Raw genomic sequence first — 20,624 nt, forward strand, 5'->3', positions numbered from 1 at the left:
TCAGATCCGCTCGGAGACCCAGCCCCGCACCGAGCCGAGCGCGCCGGCGAGCTTGCTGGCATCCGTGCCGCCGGCCATCGCCATGTCCGGCTTGCCGCCGCCCTTGCCGCCCACCTGCTGCGCGACGAAGTTCACCAGCTCGCCCGCCTTGACCTTGCCCATGCTGTCGGCGGTGACGCCGGCGGCCAGCTGCACCTTGGCGCCGTCGACCGAGGCAAGCACGATGGCCGCGGACTTGAGCTTGTCCTTCAGCTTGTCCATGGTGTCGCGCAAGGTCTTGGCGTCGGCGCCTTCGAGCCGGGCAGCGAGCACCTTGATGCCCTTGACGTCCACGGCCTGCGCCACGAGGTCGTCGCCCTGCGAGGAAGCGAGCTTGCCCTTGAGCTGCGCGACTTCCTTTTCCAGCGACCGGACCTGCTCCAGCACCTGCGCCACGCGACCATTCAACTCCGCGGGCGCTGCTTTCAGCGAGCCGGCGACGTCCTGCACCGTGGTCTCCAGCTGCTGCAGGTAGGCCAGCGCGTTGGCGCCGGTGACCGCTTCGATGCGGCGGATGCCCGCGGCCACGCCACCTTCGCCCACCACCTTGAACAGGCCGATGTCGCCGGTGCGCTGCACGTGCGTGCCGCCGCACAACTCGCGGCTGGAACCGATGTCCAGCACGCGCACGGTCTCGCCGTACTTCTCGCCGAACAGCATCACCGCGCCGGTCTTCTGCGCCGACTCGATGTCCATCACGCGCGCCTGCGTCGCGTGGTTCTCCAGGATCTCGGCGTTGACGCGCGCCTCGATCTCGCGGATCTGTTCCGCGGTGACCGGTGCGTTGTGCGTGAAGTCGAAGCGCGTCTTGTCGGCGTCGACCAGCGAACCCTTCTGCTGCACGTGGCCGCCCAGCACTTCGCGCAGCGCCTTGTGCATCAGGTGCGTGACGGAGTGGTTGCGCATGGTCGCGGCGCGGCGCTTCATGTCCACCTTGGCGGTGACGTGGTCGCCGACGTTGAGCGTGCCCTGCGCCAGCTGGCCATGGTGGCCGTACACGTCCGCCTTGACCTTCTGGGTGTCTTCCACCTTGAACAGCGCCGAGCCGCTTTGCAGAACGCCCGCATCGCCCACCTGGCCACCGCTTTCCGCGTAGAAGGGCGTGGTGTCCAGCACCACGATGCCCTCCTGCCCGCTCTTGAGCTCCGCGGCCGGCGTGCCGTCGACGTAGATCGCGACGATCTTGGCGCCCTCTTCCAGCTTCTCGTAGCCGACGAACTTGTTGACGCCCCCCGCGTAGTCCAGCACGCGGTCCATCCGGAACTTGCCCGCCGCACGGCCGGCGGCCTTCTGTTTTTCCATCGCGGCATTGAAGCCGGTCTCGTCCACGCCCACGCCGCGCTCGCGGCACACGTCGGCCGACAGGTCCAGCGGGAATCCATAGGTGTCGTGCAGCTTGAAGGCGACGTCGCCCGGCAGCACCTGCTGGCCGCCGGCCAGCGCGGAGTCCAGGATCTCCATGCCGTTGGCGAGCGTCTCGTAGAAGCGCTCCTCTTCCGCCTTCAGCACGTCCATCACGCGCTGCTGCGCCTTCGCCAGGTGCGGGTAGGCATCGCCCATCACCTTCACCAGGTCGGGCACCAGCTTGTGGAAGAACGGCGTCTTCTGGCCCAGCTTGTAGCCGTGGCGGATGGCGCGGCGGATGATGCGGCGCTGCACGTAGCCCCGGCCTTCATTGGACGGGATCACGCCGTCGGCCACCAGGAAGGAGGTCGCCCGGATGTGGTCGGCGATCACGCGCAGGGACGGGTTGCTCAGGTCCTGCGTGTGGGTCTCGCGCGCCGCCCCGATGATCAGCGCCTGGAACAGGTCGATCTCATAGTTGCTGTGCACGTGCTGCAGGATCGCCGCCAGCCGCTCCAGGCCCATGCCGGTGTCCACGCAGGGCGCGGGCAGCGGCTTGACCGAGCCATCGGGCTGCATGTCGAACTGCATGAACACGTTGTTCCAGATCTCGATGTAGCGGTCGCCGTCCTGGTCGGGGCTGCCCGGGGGGCCGCCGGCGATGTCCGGGCCGTGGTCGAAGAAGATCTCCGAGCAGGGACCGCAGGGACCGGTGTCGGCCATCATCCAGAAGTTGTCGGACGCATAGCGCGCGCCCTTGTTGTCGCCGATGCGCACCACGCGGTCCGGCGGCAGGCCGATTTCCTTGGTCCAGATGTCGTAGGCCTCGTCGTCTTCCATGTAGACGGTGGCCCACAGGCGGTCGGCCGGCAGCTGGTAGACCTCGGTCAGCAGCTCCCACGCCCACTTGAGCGACTCGCGCTTGAAGTAGTCGCCGAAGGACCAGTTGCCCAGCATCTCGAAGAAGGTGTGGTGCCGTGCCGTGTAGCCCACGTTCTCCAGGTCGTTGTGCTTGCCGCCGGCGCGCAGGCAGGCCTGCACGGAGGCCGCGCGCACGTAGGGGCGCTTGTCGGTGCCGAGGAACACGTCCTTGAACTGCACCATCCCCGAGTTGGTGAACATCAGCGTCGGGTCGTTCGCCGGCACCAGGGAACTCGAAGGCACCACCGTGTGCCCGCGCTCCTTGAAGAAGTCGAGGAAGGTCTGGCGGATGTCGGCGACGGTGAATTGGGGAGTGCTCATGGGGGGTCCAGCTGAACCTTTCATTATAGGTTTGGGGCCTGTCCCACACCRTGGAGCCAGGTGCATGACCCGGCGGTCGCGCGGAGTGCAGGCCTACACTGGAGCGCCATGCCCCATCCGCAAGCCGCCCTGCCGCCGCCCCGTCGCCGCCCCACCGCCGCCATCGAACGCGTGCGCGGCGCGCTGCGCCTCGCGGTGGACGGCATCCACGGCGTGACGCACATCGCCGAGGGCCTGCACGGCAACATCGCGCGGCTGGCGCCGCCGCTGGGCCAGGTGCGGGAGCGTCGCGCCCCGGGCATCGCGGGCTTCGTATACGGCACCGTGCGCACCGGCAGCGCGCTGGTCGGCTCCGGGCTCGACGCCGCCCTGGCCGGCGTGCAGGCGCTGCTGCCCACCGACGATGCGGCCACCACCGACGAATCGCCGTCCGCCCAGGCCATGCTGTCCGCGCTCAACGGCGTGCTGGGCGATCACCTCGCCCGCACCGGCAATCCGCTGGCGATTCCCACGGAACTGCGGATCCGCGGGACCCCGGGCCCGCGCCTGCTGCTGCTGGTGCACGGCCTGGGCATGAACGACCTGCTATGGAACCGCAACGGCCACGACCACGGGCGCGCGCTCGCCGAGGCCTTGGGCCTCACGCCGGTCTACCTGCGCTACAACACCGGCCGCCATGTCTCGGAGAACGGCGCGGAGCTGGCGGAGAAGCTGGAGGAGCTGGTGGCGCACTGGCCGGTGCCGGTGGAGAGCCTCGCCATCGTCGGCCACAGCATGGGCGGGCTGGTGGCACGCAGCGCGGTGCACCAGGCACGCGCAGAGGGCCTCACGTGGCCCAGGCGGCTGCGGCAGCTGGTGTTCCTCGGCACACCGCACCACGGCGCCGCGCTGGAGCGCGGCGGCAACTGGCTGCACGCGGCGCTGGGCGTGAGCCCGTACCTCGCCCCATTCACGCGGCTGGGCCGCCTGCGCAGCGACGGCATCACCGACCTGCGGCATGGCAACCTGCTCGCCAGCGACTGGCAGGGCGGACGCTTCCTGCACCGCGACACCCGCACGCCAGTGCCCCTGCCCCGCCGGGTCGCCTGCTTCGCGATCGCGGGCGCACTGGGCCAGGGGCGCGCGGACGCGAGTTTCGGGGACGGACTGGTCTCGGTGGACAGCGCCCTGGGCCGGCACGCGCGGACCACGCTGCACCTGCACATCCCCGCGTCCCGCACGTGGGTGGCGCGCGGAACGCACCATCTCGAGCTGCTGGACAGCGAAGCGGTCTACCGGAAGCTGCGCGGCTGGCTGGCCTGAAGCGTCAGGCCGCGGCCGCGCGCGGCCCCAGTTCCTGGCTGCGCAGGAACTCGAACACGGCGCCGTCCACGCAGAAGGCGACGTTGAAGCGCATCCAGGGCCCGGGCGCCAGGTCGACCGAGAACAGGTGCCCCGGGCCCAGCATGATGTCGTGCTCCGCCGCCTTGTAGGCGAACTCGCCGGCGTTGGGCACCGCCGGATGGCGCGCCCACAGCAGCATGCCCGCCTTGGGCTCGCAGAACAGCTCGAAGCCCAGGTCCAGCAGCTCGCGCGCCGCCACCTGGTGGGCCTGCGCCAGCCGCTCGCGCAGGTGCTTGACGTGCTTGCGCCAGCGGCCGTCCACCAGCGCGCCGTAGGCCAGCCGCTCGGTGAACTCGGAGGAGGTCAGGCCCGAGAGCATCTTCAGCTGCGCCAGTTCCTCCAGCAGGTCCGCCTGCGCTGCCAGGTAGCCCACCCGGATGTTGGGCGAGATGGTCTTGGAGAAGCTGCTGATGTAGACCACCCGCTGCAACTGGTCCAGGCTGGCCAGCGACGGCCGGGGCTCCGGGTCCAGGTCCAGGTAGATGTCGTTCTCGACGATCACGAAGTCGTACTTCTCGGCCAGCTGCAGCACCCGGTGCAGGTGCGCCAGCTGCGCGGTTGATCCCGTCGGGCTTTGCAGGCGCGGCTGGGTGAAGAAGACCTTGGGCCGGTGCTGCTTCACCTGCGCCTCCAGGGCATCCAGGTCCCAGCCCTGGGGCGTGCGCGGCGCGCCGATCAGGCGCGCCCGCAGGAAGCGCAGCGAGGACAGCAGGTTGGCGTAGCCCGGCTGGTCCACCAGCACCGGATCGCCCGCGCGCACCAGGCGGCGCGCGGCCAGGTCGAGCGCCTGGCTGGAGCCCTGCGTGAGCAGCACCTGGTCCGTCGTCGCCGCGACCTCCTGCTCCGCCAGCAGGTCGCGCACCAGCTGGCGCAGCGGCGGGTAGCCCTTGGGCTCGCCGTAGCCGCCCAGGTCCACCTCGTCGGCCGCCAGGGCGCGCAGGCCGCGCTTGACGCCTTCGCCGAACAGCCAGTCGCTGGGCAGCCMGCCGCAGCCCCGCTTGCTGCCCACCCACCGGGTCTACCGAAGAAGCCCGAATGCGGGCGCGATGCGAAGAAGCCCAGCGCCACCAGCCGGTCGTAGGCGTCGACCACCGTGTACACGCTCACCTCGTGCGAGTGCGCGAACTGGCGGATCGACGGCAGCTTGGTGCCCGCGCGCAGCGTGCCCTCCTCGATCATGCGGCGGAACCCGTCGACGATCTGGGACACCAGCGGCGTGGGGGAGTGCGGGTCCAGGGCGAACATCTCGGGGTTTGTGTGTACAGGCCGTTCGGCCTGCACAGTGCATCGGCCCGACCCGGTCATCTGTATATGTTAGCGAGCGGGCTGCCTGCCTACAGTGCGATCCACCCTGGCGCGATGGCGCCGTGATCCGCATCAAGGAATGACATGCACAGAGAACCGAACCTGACCAACGCCGCCCTGATGGCACGCCGCCAGGCCGCCGTGGCCCGCGGCGTCGGCCACGCCCACGAGATCTTCGCCGCCCGCGCCGCCAACGCCGAAGTCTGGGACGTGGAAGGACGGCGCTACATCGACTTCGCCGGCGGCATCGCCGTGCTGAATACCGGCCATTGCCATCCCGCGATCATCGACGCGGTCAAGGCCCAGCTCGATCGCTTCACCCACACCTGCTTCCAGGTGCTTGCTTACGAACCTTACGTGGAACTGGCCGAACGCCTGAACGCGCTGGCCCCCGGCAACTTCGCCAAGAAGACCCTGTTCCTCACCACCGGCGCCGAAGCGGTGGAGAACGCGATCAAGATCGCCCGCGCCGCGACCGGCCGCCCGGGCGTGATCGCCTTCGGCGGCGGCTACCACGGACGCACCCTGCTGACGCTGGGCCTCACCGGCAAGGTCGCACCGTACAAGCTCGGCTTCGGCCCGTTCCCGGCGGAGATCTTCCACGCGACCTTCCCGAACGCGCTGCGCGGCATCAGCGTCGACGATGCGATGGCCTCGGTCGATGCCATCCTGCGCAACGACATCGAAGCCGCGCGCGTGGCGGCCATCATCCTGGAGCCGGTGCAGGGCGAGGGCGGCTTCCACGTGGCGCCGCCCGAGCTGTTCCAGCGCCTGCGGGCGCTGTGCGACCGGCACGGCATCCTGCTGATCGCCGACGAGGTGCAGACCGGCGCCGGCCGCACCGGCACCTGGTTCGCGGTCGAGCAGATGGGCGCGGCCCCGGACCTGATCACGCTGGCCAAGTCCATGGCGGGCGGCTTTCCGATTTCCGCGGTGATCGGCCGCGCGGACGTGATGGATGCGCCCGCTGCCGGCGGCCTGGGCGGCACCTATGCCGGCAGCCCGGTGGCCTGCGCCGCGGCGCTGGCCGTGCTGGAAGTCTTCGAGCGCGAAGGCCTGCTCGAACGCAGCCGGGTGCTGGGTGAGCGGCTGCGCGCGGGGCTGCGCCGGCTTGCCGAGCGGCACGACGGCATCGCCGACGTGCGCGGCCTCGGCGCCATGGTGGCGATCGAGCTGTGCCAGCAGCGCGATCCGCAGCGGCCCGACGCCGACCTGGCCAAGCGCGTGGCCACGGAGGCCGCGAAGCTGGGCCTGATCATCCTGACCTGCGGCACCTACGGCAACGTGATCCGCATCCTGGTGCCCCTCACCGCGAGCGATGCGCTGGTGGACGAAGGGCTGGGGCTGCTGGCGCAGGCGCTGGACCGCGCCACCCAGGCCTGAGACGCTCCCCATGGCCCCCGCCCAAGTCGCCTCGATCACCGCCCAGCGCGCCGAGCGCCATCCGCCGCTGACGGTGCTGGAGGCGCCGCTGGTGAGCTTCACCGGCGTGCAGAAGACCTATGAGGGAACCGCGCTGGTCGTGCGCGACCTGGACCTGGACATCCGCCGCGGCGAGTTCCTGACCCTGCTGGGCCCCTCCGGTTCGGGCAAGACCACCACGCTGATGATGCTGGCCGGCTTCGAGACGCCGACCTCGGGCGAGATCAGCCTGGCGGGCACGCCGATCACGCGCACCCCGCCGCACAAGCGCAACTTCGGCATGGTGTTCCAGAACTACGCGCTGTTCCCCCACATGACGGTGGAACAGAACGTGGCCTATCCGTTGAGCGTGCGCCGCTTCTCGCGCACCGAGCGCGGCGAGAAGGTGAAGCATGCGCTGGACATGGTGCAGATGGCCAAGCTGGGTTCGCGCTATCCGGCGCAGCTCTCGGGCGGCCAGCAGCAGCGTGTGGCGCTGGCGCGCGCGCTGGTGTTCGAGCCGCAGCTGGTGCTGATGGACGAGCCGCTGGGCGCGCTGGACAAGCAGCTGCGCGAGCACATGCAGCTCGAACTCAAGGAGCTGCACCGGCGCCTGGGCGTGACCTTCGTCTACGTCACCCACGACCAGTCCGAGGCGCTCGCGATGTCCGACCGCGTGGCGGTGTTCAACGACGGCATGATCCAGCAGGTCGACAAGGTCGACCGCCTGTACGAAGCGCCCGCCAATCGCTTCGTCGCCGGCTTCGTGGGCGACAGCACCACGCTGGAAGGCGTGGTGGTGGGCAGCTCCGGCACCGGCTGCATCGTCGGCCTGCCCAACGGCGTGCGCATGACCGGCGTCAACGTCAACGGCGCCGCCCCCGGCGAGCGCGTGCTGTGCGGCATCCGGCCCGAGCGCATCGAACTCACGGGCGTGCTCAACCAGGCCAACACCTTCGAGGCCAAGGTGGCCGACGTCATCTACTTCGGCGACCACCTGCGGCTGCGCTGCAACGTGCCGCAGCAGGAGGACGCGATGGTGAAGATGCCGCTCGGCCGCCACGACGTCCCCGCCCTCGGCGACACCGTGTTCCTCTACGCCGCAGAGGAATACCTGCGCGTCTACCGCTGACCCCTTTTCACACCCCAGGAGACAGAGAAATGAAACTCGGAGCCCTCGCCTTCGCCGCTGCCGCGGTGCTCGCGCTGCCTGCCGTCGCCCAGACGCAGATCACCGTGGTCAACTTCGGCGGCGCCAACGCCAACGCGCAGAAGAAGGCCTTCTACGAGCCGATCGAGAAGAACGGCATCAAGGTCGTGCCAGTGGAATACAACGGCGAGCAGGCCAAGATCAAGGCCATGGTGGAGACCAAGAAGGTCACCTGGGACCTGGTCGAGGTCGAGTCGCCCGACGTGGCGCGCGGCTGCGACGAGGGCCTGTTCGAGAAGATCGACTACGCCAAGGTCGCGCCCAAGGGCGACTTCGTGCCCGCCGCCGTCACCGAATGCGGCGTCGGCATCTTCGTGTGGTCCACCGTGATGGCCTACAACGGCGACAAGCTCAAGACGCCGCCCACCACCTGGGCCGATTTCTGGGACACCAAGAAATTCCCCGGCAAGCGCGGCATGCGCAAGGGCGCGCGCTACAACGTGGAATTCGCGCTGATGGCCGACGGCGTCAAGCCCGCCGACGTGTACAAGGTGCTGGCCACCAAGGACGGCGCCGAGCGCGCGTTCAGGAAGCTGACCGAGCTCAAGCCCAGCATCCAGTGGTGGGAGGCCGGCGCGCAGCCGCCGCAGTTCCTGGTCGCCGGTGACGTCGTCATGAGCACCGCCTACAACGGCCGCATCGACGCCGCCAACCGCGAGGGCAAGAACCTGCGCATCACCTGGACCGGCGGCATCTACGATCTGGACTACTGGACCATCCCCAAGGGCTCGCCCAACAAGGAGGCCGCGATGAAGTTCATCGCCTATGCCAGCTCGCCCGACGCCCAGGCCGAATACGCGCGCAACATCGCCTACGGCCCGACCAACACCAAGGCGCTGGGCAAGCTCGATCCCAAGGTGCTGGCCAACCTGCCCACCGCGCCCGAGAACGCCAAGACCGCGCTGCAGTTCAACGTGAAGTTCTGGGCCGACCAGGGCGAGGAACTCGAGAAGCGCTTCGCCTCCTGGGCCACGCAGTAAGGCCATGACGGCACTGGCGGCCCCCGCGATCCCGGGCATCGTCGACCCGCGCGCGCTGCGGCATTCGCTGTCGCGCGCGGAGCGGCGGCGCAAGCTGCGTGCGTTCGCGCTGACGCTGCCGCTGCTGCTGTTCCTGCTGCTGACCTTCCTGGTGCCGATCGCCTCGCTGCTGCAGCGGGCGGTCGAGAACCCGGAGGTCGCCAACGCCCTGCCCCGCACGGTCAAGGCGCTGGAGCCGTGGAACCGCGAGGACGTGCCGCCGCCCGAGGCCTTCGCCGCGGTCGCGGCCGATCTCGGCGCGCTGCCCGATCGCGCCGACGCCGGCGCCCTGGCGCGCCGACTGAATTCCGAAGTGGCGGGCGCGCGCTCGCTGGTGATGAACACCTACCGTGCGCTGCCGCTGGAAGGCGCCACCGATCCCGCGACGGCCAAGGCCCGGCTGGTGGCGATCGACGAGCGCTGGACCGAACCGAAGTACTGGCAGGCCATCGCCAAGAACGGCTCGCGCTGGACCGCCGACTACCTGCTGGCCTCGCTGGACCTCAGGCGCGACGCCCAGGGCGCGGTCGAGCGCATGCCGCCGGACCAGCGCGTGTTCGGCAGCATCCTGGCGCGCACCTTCGGCATCAGCGCCGTCGTGACCCTGTGGTGCCTGGTGCTGGGCTATCCACTGGCCTACTGGCTCAGCACGCTGCCCGCGCGCCGCGCCAACGTGCTGATGATCCTGGTGCTGGTGCCTTTCTGGACCTCGATCCTGGTGCGCGTTGCCGCCTGGATCGTGCTGCTGCAATCGGCCGGCCTGGTGAACCGCGCGCTGCTGGGCCTGGGCCTCGTCGAGCAGCCGCTGGCCCTGCTGTTCAACCGCACGGGCGTGATCATCGCCATGGTGCACATCCTGCTGCCCTTCATGATCCTGCCGCTGTACAGCGTGATGAAGAGCGTGCCGTCCACCTACGTGCGCGCGGCGGTCTCGCTGGGCAGCCCGCCGCTGGCCGCCTTCCTGCGCGTCTACGTGCCGCAGACCTATCCCGGCATCGGCGCCGGCGCGCTGCTGGTCTTCATCCTGGCCATCGGCTACTACGTCACCCCGGCGCTGCTGGGCGGCGCCGACGACCAGATGCTCTCCTACTACATCGCGCAGTACACCAACGTGAACGTCAACTGGGGCATGGCCGCCGCCCTCGGCGCCCTGCTGCTGGGCGCCACCCTGCTGCTGTACGGGCTGTACCGCCGCATCGTCAAGTCCGAACTGAACCTGGGGTGACGCCTTGATCCGCCTGCCCTTGCCCATCTTCCCGGCCTATGCCACGCCCCTGGACAAGCTGGGCTGGTGGGCCCTGCGCGTCGCCGGCGTGGGCGTGCTGCTGTTCCTGCTGCTGCCGATCCTGGTGATCATCCCGCTGTCGTTCGCGGACTCGTCCTTCCTCTCGTACCCGATCCCGGGCTGGTCGCTCAAGTGGTACCAGAACCTCTTCACCTCCAGCGACTGGACGCGCGCGGCCCGAAACAGCTTCATCGTCGCGCCGCTGGCGACCGTCATCGCCACCGTGCTGGGCACGCTGGCCGCGGTGGGACTGGCGCGCACCGACTTCCCCTTCAAGGGCACGTTGATGAGCCTGCTGATCGCGCCGATGGTGGTGCCCATCGTGGTGCTGGGCGTGGGGGCCTACCTGTTCTTCGCGCCGCTCGGCCTGGCGGACAGCTACACCGGCCTGATCCTGGTGCACGCGGCGATGGGCGCGCCCTTCGTGCTGACCACGGTGCTGGCGACGCTGCAGGGCTTCAACCACAACCTGGTGCGCGCGTCCCTGAGCCTGGGCGCGAACCCCGTGATCACGTTCTTCCGCGTCACATTGCCGGTGATCGCACCCGGCGTGATCTCGGGCGCCCTGTTCGCCTTCGCCACCTCGTTCGACGAGGTGGTGGTGACGCTGTTCCTGGCCGGCCCCGAGCAGGTGACCCTGCCGCGGCAGATGTTCACCGGCATCCGCGAGAACATCACGCCCACCATCGCCGCGGTGGCCACGCTGCTGATCCTGTTCACCACCAGCCTGCTGCTCGCGCTGGAATGGCTGCGCGGCCGGCGCACGGTGCGCGGATGATGGACGGCGCGCGCAACCAGCCGCAAAGCGGCAACGCGATGCCGCGCTTCGCGGGGCTGGCCACCATGATGCGGCTGCCCGCGGCGGAATCGCCCCAGGGCCTGGACGCCGCCTTCATCGGCGTGCCGCTGGACATCGGCACCTCCAACCGCGCCGGCGCCCGCTTCGGCCCGCGCCAGGTGCGAGCGGAGTCCGCGCTGCTGCGGCCCTACAACATGGCCACCGGGGCGGCGCCCTTCGACACGCTGCAGGTGGCCGACCTCGGCGACGTGGCGATCAACACCTACTCGCTGGACAAATCGATGGCCATCATCGAAGCGTTCTACGACCGGGTGCTGGCAGCCGGTTGCCGCCCGCTCACCATCGGCGGCGACCACACCATCGCCCTGCCGATCCTGCGCGCGCTCGCCCGCAAGCACGGGCCGGTGGCGCTGGTGCACGTGGACGCGCACGCCGACGTCAACGACGAGATGTTCGGCGAGCCCATTGCCCATGGCACGCCGTTTCGCCGCTCGGTGGAGGAGGGCCTGCTCGCCTGCGACAAGGTCTGGCAGATCGGCCTGCGCGGCACCGGCTATGCCGCCGACGATTTCGACTGGCCGCGCCGCCAGGGCTTCACCCTCGTGCCGGCGCACGAGGTGTGGTACCGCTCGCTGGCGCCGCTGATGACCCAAGTGCGCGAGCGCATCGGGACGGCCCACCCCGTCTACCTCAGCTTCGACATCGACGGCATCGACCCATCCTTCGCCGGCGGCACCGGCACGCCCGAGATCGGCGGCCTGACCGTGCCCCAGGCGCTGGAGATCGTGCGCGGCTGCCGCGGGCTCAACGTCGTCGGTGCCGACCTGGTGGAGGTCGCGCCGCCCTACGACCCTTCCGGCAACACCGCACTGCTCGCAGCCAACCTGCTCTACGAAATGCTCTGCGTGCTGCCCGGTGTACGCTATCGCTGAACAGAATTCAGGAGAACCGCCTTGGACATGAAGACCTCCCCCCTCGCGCTGCTCAAGGACCCCACGCTGCTGAAGACCGATGCCCTGATCGATGGGCAGTGGGTCAAGGGCGACTCCCGCTTCGCGGTGTTCGACCCCGCCAACGGCAACAAGCTGGCCGAGGTGCCCAACCTGGGCGTCAACGAAGCCGAACAGGCGATCGCCGCCGCCAACGCGGCCTGGCCCGCATGGCGCAGCAAGACGGCCAAGGAGCGCAGCATCATCCTGCGCAAGTGGTACGACCTGCTGATGGCGAACCAGGAGGACCTGGGCCGCATCATGACGGCCGAACAGGGCAAGCCCTTCCCCGAAGCCAAGGGCGAGGTGGCCTATGGCGCCAGCTTCGTGGAGTGGTTCGCGGAGGAAGCCAAGCGCATCAACGGCGAGACCCTCCCGCAGTTCGACAACAACCGCCGCCTGATGGTGATCCGCCAGCCGATCGGCGTGTGCGCCGCCATCACGCCCTGGAATTTCCCGCTGGCGATGATCACGCGCAAGGTGGCGCCCGCGCTTGCTGCCGGCTGCCCGGTGGTGATCAAGCCCGCCGAACTCACGCCGCTGACGGCGCTGGCCGCGGCCGAACTCGCGATCCGCGCGGGCATCCCGGCCGGCGTGCTGAACATGCTCACCGCCGACGGACCCAACAGCATCGCCATCGGCAAGGTGCTGTGCGCGAGCGACGTGGTGCGCCACATCAGCTTCACGGGATCCACCGAGGTCGGCCGCATCCTGATGGCGCAGAGCGCGCCCACGGTCAAGAAGCTGTCGCTGGAACTGGGCGGCAACGCGCCTTTCATCGTGTTCGACGATGCCGACGTCGATTCCGCCGTCGAGGGCGCCATCGCCAGCAAGTACCGCAACGCCGGCCAGACCTGCGTGTGCGCCAACCGCATCTACGTGCAGGCCGGCGTGTACGACGCCTTCGTCGAGAAGTTCGCCGCGAAGGTGCAGGCGATGAAGGTCGGCAACGGCTTCGAGGAAGGCGTCGTCCAGGGTCCGCTGATCGAGGACGCCGCCGTCGAGAAGGTGGAGCGCCACGTGCAGGACGCGCTGAGCAAGGGCGCCCGCATCGTCACGGGCGGCAAGAAGCTGCAAGGCCAGTTCTTCCAGCCGACGGTGATGGCGGACGCGACCGGCGACATGCTGTGCGCGAAGGAAGAAACCTTCGGCCCGCTCGCTCCGGTGTTCCGGTTCGAGACCGAGCAGGAAGCCGTGGAAGCGGCCAACAACACCGAGTTCGGCCTCGCCAGCTATTTCTACAGTCGCGACATCGGTCGCATCACCCGGGTGAGCGAAGCGCTCGAGTACGGCATGGTCGGGATCAACGTGGGCATCATCGCGACCGAGCACGTCCCCTTCGGCGGCGTCAAGCAGTCGGGACTGGGCCGCGAGGGCTCGCACCACGGCGTCGACGAGTACGTCGAGATCAAGTACCTCTGCATTGGCGACGTGCTGAGGTAGGCCTGCGCGACGGTGGTCGGCTCCTACACCTGACGCATCACACGGCCGACGTAGCGGTCGGCCCCCGGCATCGACAGTTTGCGGAACTTCACAAATTCCGCCGACTGGAGATCTTCATGCCGACCACAGTGACCCACTGGAGCGACGCCATGTTCACGTCGCTGGCAGCAGCGATGGCGTTGCTGTTCTCCGCCGTTCCCAAGATCCTCGGCTTCCTGCTGATCATCGTCGCCGGCTGGTTCATCGCCTCGCTGATCGACCGCGGCATCGCGGCGCTGCTGCGCTCCATCCGCTTCAACGACCTGGCCGAGCGGGCCGGCCTGTCCGACTTCATCCGCCGCATGGGGATGAACACGGACGCCGCCGGGATGATCGGGCTGGTGGTGAAGTGGTTCGTGCGCCTGATCGCATTGGTGGTGGCGTTCGATGCACTGGGACTGCCGGCCGTGTCCGAAGTCCTGCGGCAACTGCTGCTGTGGCTGCCCAACGTCGTGGTGGCGCTGGTGGTGCTGGTGATCGGTGGCCTCGCGGCCCGGGCGCTGGGCAACGTGGTGCGCGGCGCGGCGAGCGAGGCGGACCTGAGCAACGGCGGCTTCCTGGCGAAGGCAGCCTCGGTGGTGGTGTGGGCCTTCGCGATCGTGGTCGCGGTGAACCAGCTGGGCATCGCCACCGAGCTCGTCAACACCCTGTTCATGGCCGTGGTCGGCGCGCTGGCGCTGGGCCTGGGCCTGGCCTTCGGACTGGGTGGCCGCGAGACGGCCGCGGAGATCCTGCGCAAGTGGTACGCCAAGGCGCAGGAAAAGTCCGGCGAGATCAAGCAGCTGGCCGAGAACATGGGCGAGCAGGCGCGCGACATGCGGCGCGAAGCCGGCGAAGCGGGCTCGGGCCAGTGGCCCACTGGCGGCTATCCGCAAGGCGGCGGCCCGGTGCCGGCCGACAAGCGCCACGACGCCGAAGGCGGCTGAGCACCGCGACGAAACGACAAGGGCCCCACGCGGGGCCCTTTTTGTTGCCACACTCGCCCATGGCCTTCGAACCCGTGGTCCAGAGCCTGCTGGACACCGACCTCTACAAGTTCACCATGTGGCAGCCGATGCTGCACCGGCATCCGCAGACGCAGGCGCTCTACCGCTTCGTGTGCCGCAACCAGCCGCAGTACCCCTTGGCGGAGCTGGCCGGCGAGGTGAACGCGCAGCTGGACCACCTGTGCGGCCTCGCCTTCGCGCACGACCAACTGGACTTCCTGGCGGGCCTGCGCTTCATCCGGCGCGACTTCGTCGATTTCCTGCGCATCTTCCGTTTCCAGCGCGACTTCATCGATGCCCGCGCGGACGGCGAGGCACTGCGCATCGAGGCCCGCGGTCCGCAGGTGCACGTGATGGGCTTCGAGATCTTCGTGCTGGCGATCGTCAACGAGCTGTATTTCCGCCGCTTCGACCGCGCCGGCGCGCTGGCCGAGGGCCGCAAGCGGCTGGCATCCAAGGTCGCCGTGCTGCAAGCCTTCGCCCGGGAGCCGCACTGCACGCATCCCTTCGAGTTCTTCGATTTCGGGGTGCGCCGCCGCTTCGGGCGCGACTGGCAGCGGGAGGTGGTGGCGACCCTGGCGCGCGAGCTGCCGCAGCTGTTCAAGGGCACATCCAACGTGCTGCTGGCGCGCGACCTGGGCCTGGTGCCCATCGGCACCATGGGGCACGAATACCTGCAGACCTTCCAGGCGCTGGGCGTGCGGCTGCGCGACTTCCAGCGCGCGGCGCTGGAAGAATGGGTGCAGGAGTACCGCGGTGACCTGGGCATCGCGCTCACCGACACGGTGGGCATGGACGCCTTCCTGGCCGATTTCGACCTGTACTTCGCCAAGCTGTTCGACGGCCTGCGGCACGACTCGGGTGACCCGTTCGCCTGGGGCGAGAAGGCCCTGGCCCACTACGCCAGGCTGCGCATCGACGCGCACGCCAAGCGCCTGGTGTTCTCCGACAGCCTGGACGTGGCGAAGGCCATCGCGCTGTACCGCCAATTCGGCGACCGCGTGAACCTCGGCTTCGGCATCGGCACCCACCTCACCAACGACATGGGCCTGCAGCCGCTGCAGATCGTGATGAAGCTGGTGGAGGTCAACGGCCAGCCGGTGGCCAAGCTCTCGGACGCGCCGGGCAAGACCCTGGCGACCGACGCGACCTTCCTGGCCTACCTGCGCCAGGTGTTCGGGGTCTCTGACGCCGCTTAGTTGGCAGACGGCCGCTCGGATTCGCGTCCGCGCGTGAGGTGTTCGCGCACGCGGTCCGCCTCGTCGCCGACGGCGGCCACGGCCTCCTTCACGCGCTTTTCGCTCACGTTGAAGTGCCGCGCCCAGGCGCACACGGCGTAGTCGTGGCTGATGTCGATGCGTTCCTTGCGCGCGGAACGCGTGCGGTTCTGCGAGGGCACCATCGTGGTCTGGCTCCAAAAAACCCCGATGCTAGGCAAGGACCGCCGTGCGCCGTGTAGGACGCGATGCATGCCCCTCGTGGCTCAGTAGAGCATCCAGACCAGGGCCGTCCCGCCGACCGAGATCAGCACGTGCCCGAAGGCCACCGTGCTGGAGTACCCGATCACCGCCACCGGGCTGTCCGATCGCTCCTGCACCGCCGCCAGGCCCGCCGTCATGGTCTGGGCGCCGGCCAGTGCACCGAGCACCAGCAGGGGGTTCAGTCCCAGCACGAAGCGGCCGAACAGCAGGCCGGCCACCAGCGGCACCAGCGTCACCACCACGCCCCCCAGGAACACCGACACCCCCACGTCCCGCAGCGCCTGCAGGAAGATCGGGCCGGCCTTCAGCCCGATCATCGCGACGAAGCCCGCGAGGCCCACCGACTTCATCAGGTCGATCGCATCGGGCGCCAGGATCGCGAAATTGGGCCGCACCGAATTGCGCCACCCGGTCGCGAGCCCGAGCAGCAGCGTCGCCACGCTGGAGCCGAGCGCGACGCGCACGCCGCCGATCGGGAAAGCGATCACCAGGCCCAGCAGCGCGCCGGCGCAGATCGCCAGGCCCAGCGCGATGTAGTCGGTGCCGCGCTGCTGCAGCACGTCGCCCAGCGCGGCGGAGACGCGCCGCACCGCCGGCTCCAGCCCGTGGATCGTCAGCAGGTCGCCGCGGTAGATGCGGGTCCCCGGCGCAATGGGGATCTGCTCGCTGCCCCGTCGCAGGGACTTCAGGAAGACGCCGCGGAACTGCTCCTCCCTGCTCGCGATCTCCTCCAGCGTGCGGCCCGACAGCGCCTGGGTGCCCAGCACCACGTCGAAGGTGGCGGAAGGGACGTCGAGCAGCTCGCGGTCGAACACTTCGCGCCGGCCTTCGCCCATCACCTGCAGCAGGGCCTCGTGGTGGCCGATGGCGCCGACCACGTCACCCGCCTGCAGCACCAGGTCGGGCTGCACCGGCACGATCCCGGTGCCGCGGCGCACGCGCTCGATGAAGATGCGCCGCTCGGCCACCGACTTCTCCGCTTGCGCCACCGTGCGGCCCGCCAGCGAGCCGCCCGGCGCCACTTCGTACGCGCGCAGCTCGAACATGCGCCAGGCCGAACTCACGCCCCTGGCCTCGCGCTCCAGGCCCATCTCCTGTTCCAGCTTGCGGGCTTCGGCCTTGAGGTCCACGCGCAGGATCCAGGGCCCCACGTGCGAGCAGAACAGGATCAGGCCCACCGTCCCGAACAGGTAGCACAGGGCATCGGCCACCGGGATCTGCGAGATCAGGCGGTTCTTTTCCGCATCGGCGATGGGCAGGCTGCGGATCGCCTCGCTGGCCGTGCCGATCACGGGCGATTCGGTGAGGCCGCCGGACATCATGCCCGCGGCATATCCCAGCTCCAGCTTCAGCAGGCGCGCCATCAGGTAGGCCGTGAGCACACCCACCACGGGGATGAACACGCCCAGCACCACCCAGCGCCAGCCGCCTTCGCGGATGCCCCGCACGAAACCCGGCCCGGCCGAATAGCCGATGCCGTACATGAACAGCAGGAACAGGATCGACTTGGCCGTGTCGGACACCGGCACGTGCCAGAAGTTGCCGAGGAGGACGCCCGCGAGCAGCGCCCCGGTGACCGGCCCGATGCCCACGCCGCGGATCTTCAGGTTGCCGATCCAGTACCCCAACCCGATCGCCAGGAACACCGGCAGCTCGGCGTTCTTCTCGAAGAAGGGGGCGAGCCATTCGATCATCGGGCCTCCTTGCGAAAAGGGCGGCCCGAAAGCCGCCCTTGTTCACCGTTGCGCCGCAGGCGGCAGGTCAGAAGCTGTGCTTGAGTCCGAGGTCGAAGCCGTCCGAGTTCTTGCCGGCGGCGGTGCTCGAGCCGGCGAGGCCCACGGCAGACGGACCCTTGTTGTCGACGTGCGCGTACGTGGCATAGGCCGCCGTGCGCTTGGACAGGTTGTAGACCGCACCCAGTGAGATCTTGTGGGCAGTGGGGTCGCCCGCCGCGTCGGTTCCGTACGAGGAATAGGCGACCTTGAAGTCGGTGACGCCGAACGGAACGATCGCGCCCACGATGTAGCCCGTGGCTTTCACGGTCGTGGACTGCTGCTTGATCTTGTCTTCGAAGTAGCCGGCGGTCAGGCGGCCAAAGCCGAACTCCCAGTGGCCACCGATGTTCCAGACGTCGATCTCGCCCGCCGTCGCGGTCCGGTCGTAGCTGGTCCAGCCGCCCGCCAACGCGACGCCGATGGGCCCGTTGGTCCAGCCCAACCGCCCTTGCCAGCCGGAGCCATCGACCGGAGTGCTCGTGTTCGACGGGTTCTCGCCCATGTAGTACTGCAATTCACCGAAGAAGCCGCCCAGGCGCGCAGCCGGCAGGAAGTAGCCGACCATGTTGGACGCGCGGGTGGAGGTGACGCCCGCGATGCTGCCGGCGTCGACCTGCGAAGCGCCCACGCCGTTGGTGCTGAACGGATCGGTCTGGTCGCGGTTGCGGTAGGTGGCGACGAAGTCGCGCCCGAGCCTCACTTCGCCCCAGTCGGCGCTGATCAGGCTCACCGTGGAGCGGCGATTGAACAGGATGCCCTGGCCGCCGGCCTGCGAAGGGCCTGCGCCGTTCGGCTGGTTGTTGCTGCTCGAGGCCGTGCCCGTTCCGTTGTCGACGTTGACTCCGGCCTCCAGCCAGGCCCCTGCAGCCAGGCCGCCGCCCAGGTCCTCGAAGGCACGGAAGCCGAGCCGGGAGGACGTGTTGGCGCCGCTGACCAGCCTTTGCACGTGGTTGATCGATCCGTCGCCATAGGCGTACGCGACGTCCACCACGCCGAACAGGGTGGCGGTGCTTGCGCTCACCGGCCCCTGCCCCGTGCCGCCAACCTGGGCGAAAGCGCCCGACGTCGCGCAGGCCACAGCGGCCAGCGCGATCACTCCATGTTTCCTCATTCGAAGTCCCTCGGTGATTTGCAATAAGTTCTGGCCGGACCCCTCCGCCCGGCCAGTGGATTCCCGGAAGCTATTGTGCAAGCACCATCGCGAAATAGCCAAAAATTGTTAGCAGGATCCCCGAGACGGCATACGCCACCGGGAAGCCGATCCACGGCACCGTGCTGTTGATTTCCACGGCGGCCTCGCGGCAGGGACCGGAGTGCGAACGCGCACCGGCCACGCCACCCATCAGCACCGCGGGGTTGATCTTGAACACGTGGTAGCCCAGCGCCCAGACGACAAAGGGCGGGATGGTGCAGGCGATGAAGCCGACGAGGAAGATCTTCACCGCGAGCGCGCCGGTCAGCTGCGCCAGCAGCGAGTTGCCCGCGTTGATGCCGACGATGGCGACGAACACCACCAGGCCCAGGTCCTCCAGCACGTTGCGCGCGGCATTCGGCGTGTTGCCGAAAAACCGCAGTCGCGACTGCAGCGAGGAGATGATCACGCCGGAAACCAGCAGGCCACCCGCGTTGCCGAGGCCCACGCTGGCGCCGAACGCCGGGAACGAGATCGCGCCGATCAACAGGCCGAGGATCATGCCCACCGACAGGGTGAGCAGGTCGGTGCTGGTGCTGGGCGTGGCGAAGCGGCCCAGCAGGCTGCCAGCCTTCTTCACGGCGCCCTGCAGGCCGGAGACGAACAGCACGTCCATGCGCTGCAGCTTGGTGCCGTTGCCCACCGGGATGGGCTGGCCGGCGCGCTCGATGCGCGTCACCGCCATCTGGCCCGCCAGCTCGCCCTTGAAGGAACCCAGCTCGCGGTCCACGGCGTCCTTGTTGGTCAGCAGGATTTCGGCCTGTGCGAGCGGCACGTTCAGCACGCGGGGATCGTCGATCTCGGTGCCGATCAGGCCCAGCTTGGTGGCCATGTCAGCCCGGGTTCCGACCAGCGCGATCACGTCGCCCTTCTGGAAGCTCAGCGTCGGGTCCGCGCCCAGCAGTTCCTCGCCCCGCCGCACGTTCAGCACGCGGTACTCGGGGTTCTTCTGGCGGAACTCGGCGATGGTCTTGCCGTTCCAGGCGGGGTTCTCCAGCACGTAGGCGCGGCCGGCGAACGGACGGTAGCCGGTGATGCCGACGTCGTCCACGTTGCGCACGCCGTGCTCCTTCTCGTAGGCGATCGCGGCCTGCCTGGCGTCGATGCCCCACCACTTGGGCAGGTACTTGCAGATCAGGATGATGCCCACCGTGCCCCAGATGTAGCTGATACCGTAGGACAGCGCGATCATCGCGGACACCGCTTCCGGCGTCGTGCCGGCCGCCAGCTTCACCGCGCCCTGGGTCACCGCCTGCTCCGCCGAGCCGATGGCTGCCGACATGGTCTGCGATCCGGCGAGCAGTCCGCCCGCCGCGCCCGGAGGCAGGTCCAGCACCTTGGCGCCGACCACGACCAGCCCGAGGCCCAGGATCGAGGAGATCACCGCCAGCAGGGTGAAGGTGAGTCCGTCACCCTTGAGGCTGTTCACGAACGACGGCCCAACCCGCAGGCCGACACCGTACATGAACAGGTAGTAGAACAGGCTCTTGGCAAAGTTGTTCAGCTCCAGCTTGACGCCGTAGACCGAGGCCCATGTCGACAGGCCGCAGCCGACGATGATGGCGGCCGCCACCATCCCCAGGCCGTAGCCCTTGACGCTGGCCTTGCCGACCCATACCGCCATCGCCACGGTGAAGAACAGCAAGGCGAACGGGTTGTTCGCCATCCATTGGAAGAATTCCTTCATGCTCA

Annotated in this window: 15 protein-coding genes and 1 pseudogene; 10 read left to right on the forward strand and 6 right to left on the reverse strand. The window is 69.1% G+C overall.

The genetic code is table 11. The features are described 5' to 3' along the window. Complete coding sequence (gene alaS, locus AC1DSA_RS22140) at positions 1-2,625, reverse strand: alanine--tRNA ligase (RefSeq protein ID WP_477893056.1); 2,625 nt, start codon at positions 2,623-2,625, stop codon at positions 1-3. Positions 2,626-2,733: 108 nt separating this feature from the next. Here alaS and AC1DSA_RS22145 point away from each other — a divergent pair, with 108 nt between their 5' ends. Beyond that, positions 2,734-3,927, forward strand: a complete 1,194-nt coding sequence (locus AC1DSA_RS22145) for a lipase family alpha/beta hydrolase (protein WP_477893057.1) — start codon at positions 2,734-2,736, stop codon at positions 3,925-3,927. Between the two features lie 4 nt (positions 3,928-3,931). Here the strand turns inward: AC1DSA_RS22145 and AC1DSA_RS22150 are convergent. Then, a pseudogene (locus AC1DSA_RS22150) lies at positions 3,932-5,253 on the reverse strand (aminotransferase-like domain-containing protein). Positions 5,254-5,397: 144 nt separating this feature from the next. Here AC1DSA_RS22150 and gabT point away from each other — a divergent pair. The 9 genes from gabT to pncB all read left to right on the forward strand — a co-directional run bounded on the left by gabT (position 5,398) and on the right by pncB (position 15,683). Then, positions 5,398-6,696 carry a 4-aminobutyrate--2-oxoglutarate transaminase gene (gabT, locus tag AC1DSA_RS22155; RefSeq protein WP_477893058.1) on the forward strand — a complete coding sequence of 433 codons (1,299 nt, stop codon included), beginning with the start codon at positions 5,398-5,400 and terminating at the stop codon, positions 6,694-6,696. 10 nt (positions 6,697-6,706) lie between these two features. Further along, a complete protein-coding gene (locus AC1DSA_RS22160) occupies positions 6,707-7,846 on the forward strand; it encodes an ABC transporter ATP-binding protein (RefSeq protein WP_477893059.1) in 1,140 nt (379 codons plus the stop codon). A gap of 29 nt (positions 7,847-7,875) precedes the next feature. Then, positions 7,876-8,904 (forward strand): ABC transporter substrate-binding protein, encoded by a 1,029-nt coding sequence (locus AC1DSA_RS22165; RefSeq protein ID WP_477893060.1) that lies wholly within the window; start codon positions 7,876-7,878, stop codon positions 8,902-8,904. A 4-nt stretch (positions 8,905-8,908) separates the two neighbouring features. Then, positions 8,909-10,168 carry an ABC transporter permease gene (locus tag AC1DSA_RS22170; protein WP_477893061.1) on the forward strand — a complete coding sequence of 420 codons (1,260 nt, stop codon included), beginning with the start codon at positions 8,909-8,911 and terminating at the stop codon, positions 10,166-10,168. 7 nt (positions 10,169-10,175) lie between these two features. Further along, positions 10,176-11,006: an ABC transporter permease gene (locus AC1DSA_RS22175; protein ID WP_477893150.1), complete on the forward strand. Its 831-nt coding sequence runs from the start codon at positions 10,176-10,178 to the stop codon at positions 11,004-11,006. After that, on the forward strand, positions 11,006-11,959 hold the full coding sequence (gene speB, locus AC1DSA_RS22180) for an agmatinase (RefSeq protein WP_477893062.1): 954 nt from the start codon (positions 11,006-11,008) through the stop codon (positions 11,957-11,959). Before AC1DSA_RS22175 ends, speB begins: the two co-directional genes overlap by 1 nt. A gap of 21 nt (positions 11,960-11,980) precedes the next feature. After that, positions 11,981-13,459: an NAD-dependent succinate-semialdehyde dehydrogenase gene (locus tag AC1DSA_RS22185; RefSeq protein WP_477893063.1), complete on the forward strand. Its 1,479-nt coding sequence runs from the start codon at positions 11,981-11,983 to the stop codon at positions 13,457-13,459. 116 nt (positions 13,460-13,575) lie between these two features. Next, complete coding sequence (locus tag AC1DSA_RS22190; RefSeq protein ID WP_477893064.1) at positions 13,576-14,424, forward strand: mechanosensitive ion channel family protein; 849 nt, start codon at positions 13,576-13,578, stop codon at positions 14,422-14,424. Between the two features lie 59 nt (positions 14,425-14,483). Beyond that, positions 14,484-15,683 (forward strand): nicotinate phosphoribosyltransferase, encoded by a 1,200-nt coding sequence (pncB, locus tag AC1DSA_RS22195; RefSeq protein WP_477893065.1) that lies wholly within the window; start codon positions 14,484-14,486, stop codon positions 15,681-15,683. On the opposite strand, the gene AC1DSA_RS22200 is transcribed toward pncB, so the two are convergent. The 4 genes from AC1DSA_RS22200 to AC1DSA_RS22215 form a co-directional block, all read right to left on the reverse strand. Continuing rightward, positions 15,680-15,886 carry a DUF3606 domain-containing protein gene (locus AC1DSA_RS22200; protein ID WP_477893066.1) on the reverse strand — a complete coding sequence of 69 codons (207 nt, stop codon included), beginning with the start codon at positions 15,884-15,886 and terminating at the stop codon, positions 15,680-15,682. The genes pncB and AC1DSA_RS22200 overlap by 4 nt on opposite strands. 81 nt (positions 15,887-15,967) lie before the next feature. Next, on the reverse strand, positions 15,968-17,659 hold the full coding sequence (locus AC1DSA_RS22205; RefSeq protein WP_477893067.1) for an aspartate-alanine antiporter-like transporter: 1,692 nt from the start codon (positions 17,657-17,659) through the stop codon (positions 15,968-15,970). Between the two features lie 67 nt (positions 17,660-17,726). Continuing rightward, positions 17,727-18,851, reverse strand: coding sequence for a porin (locus tag AC1DSA_RS22210; protein WP_477893068.1), 1,125 nt, complete (start codon positions 18,849-18,851; stop codon positions 17,727-17,729). A 70-nt stretch (positions 18,852-18,921) separates the two neighbouring features. Beyond that, a complete protein-coding gene (locus AC1DSA_RS22215; protein WP_477893069.1) occupies positions 18,922-20,619 on the reverse strand; it encodes an aspartate:alanine exchanger family transporter in 1,698 nt (565 codons plus the stop codon). Positions 20,620-20,624 lie beyond the last annotated feature (5 nt).

It is taken from the genome of Ramlibacter sp. P4_H7 (genome assembly GCF_056400765.1).

Bases quoted from the DNA above. Each gene is read 5' to 3' on its own strand.
- alaS (WP_477893056.1), bottom strand. From the start codon at position 2,625: ATGAGCACTCCCCAATTCACCGTCGCCGACATCCGCCAGACCTTCCTC.
- AC1DSA_RS22145 (WP_477893057.1), top strand. From the start codon at position 2,734: ATGCCCCATCCGCAAGCCGCCCTGCCGCCGCCCCGTCGCCGCCCCACC.
- gabT (WP_477893058.1), top strand. From the start codon at position 5,398: ATGCACAGAGAACCGAACCTGACCAACGCCGCCCTGATGGCACGCCGC.
- AC1DSA_RS22160 (WP_477893059.1), top strand. From the start codon at position 6,707: ATGGCCCCCGCCCAAGTCGCCTCGATCACCGCCCAGCGCGCCGAGCGC.
- AC1DSA_RS22165 (WP_477893060.1), top strand. From the start codon at position 7,876: ATGAAACTCGGAGCCCTCGCCTTCGCCGCTGCCGCGGTGCTCGCGCTG.
- AC1DSA_RS22170 (WP_477893061.1), top strand. From the start codon at position 8,909: ATGACGGCACTGGCGGCCCCCGCGATCCCGGGCATCGTCGACCCGCGC.
- speB (WP_477893062.1), top strand. From the start codon at position 11,006: ATGGACGGCGCGCGCAACCAGCCGCAAAGCGGCAACGCGATGCCGCGC.
- AC1DSA_RS22190 (WP_477893064.1), top strand. From the start codon at position 13,576: ATGCCGACCACAGTGACCCACTGGAGCGACGCCATGTTCACGTCGCTG.
- pncB (WP_477893065.1), top strand. From the start codon at position 14,484: ATGGCCTTCGAACCCGTGGTCCAGAGCCTGCTGGACACCGACCTCTAC.
- AC1DSA_RS22200 (WP_477893066.1), bottom strand. From the start codon at position 15,886: ATGGTGCCCTCGCAGAACCGCACGCGTTCCGCGCGCAAGGAACGCATC.
- AC1DSA_RS22205 (WP_477893067.1), bottom strand. From the start codon at position 17,659: ATGATCGAATGGCTCGCCCCCTTCTTCGAGAAGAACGCCGAGCTGCCG.
- AC1DSA_RS22210 (WP_477893068.1), bottom strand. From the start codon at position 18,851: ATGAGGAAACATGGAGTGATCGCGCTGGCCGCTGTGGCCTGCGCGACG.
- AC1DSA_RS22215 (WP_477893069.1), bottom strand. From the start codon at position 20,619: ATGAAGGAATTCTTCCAATGGATGGCGAACAACCCGTTCGCCTTGCTG.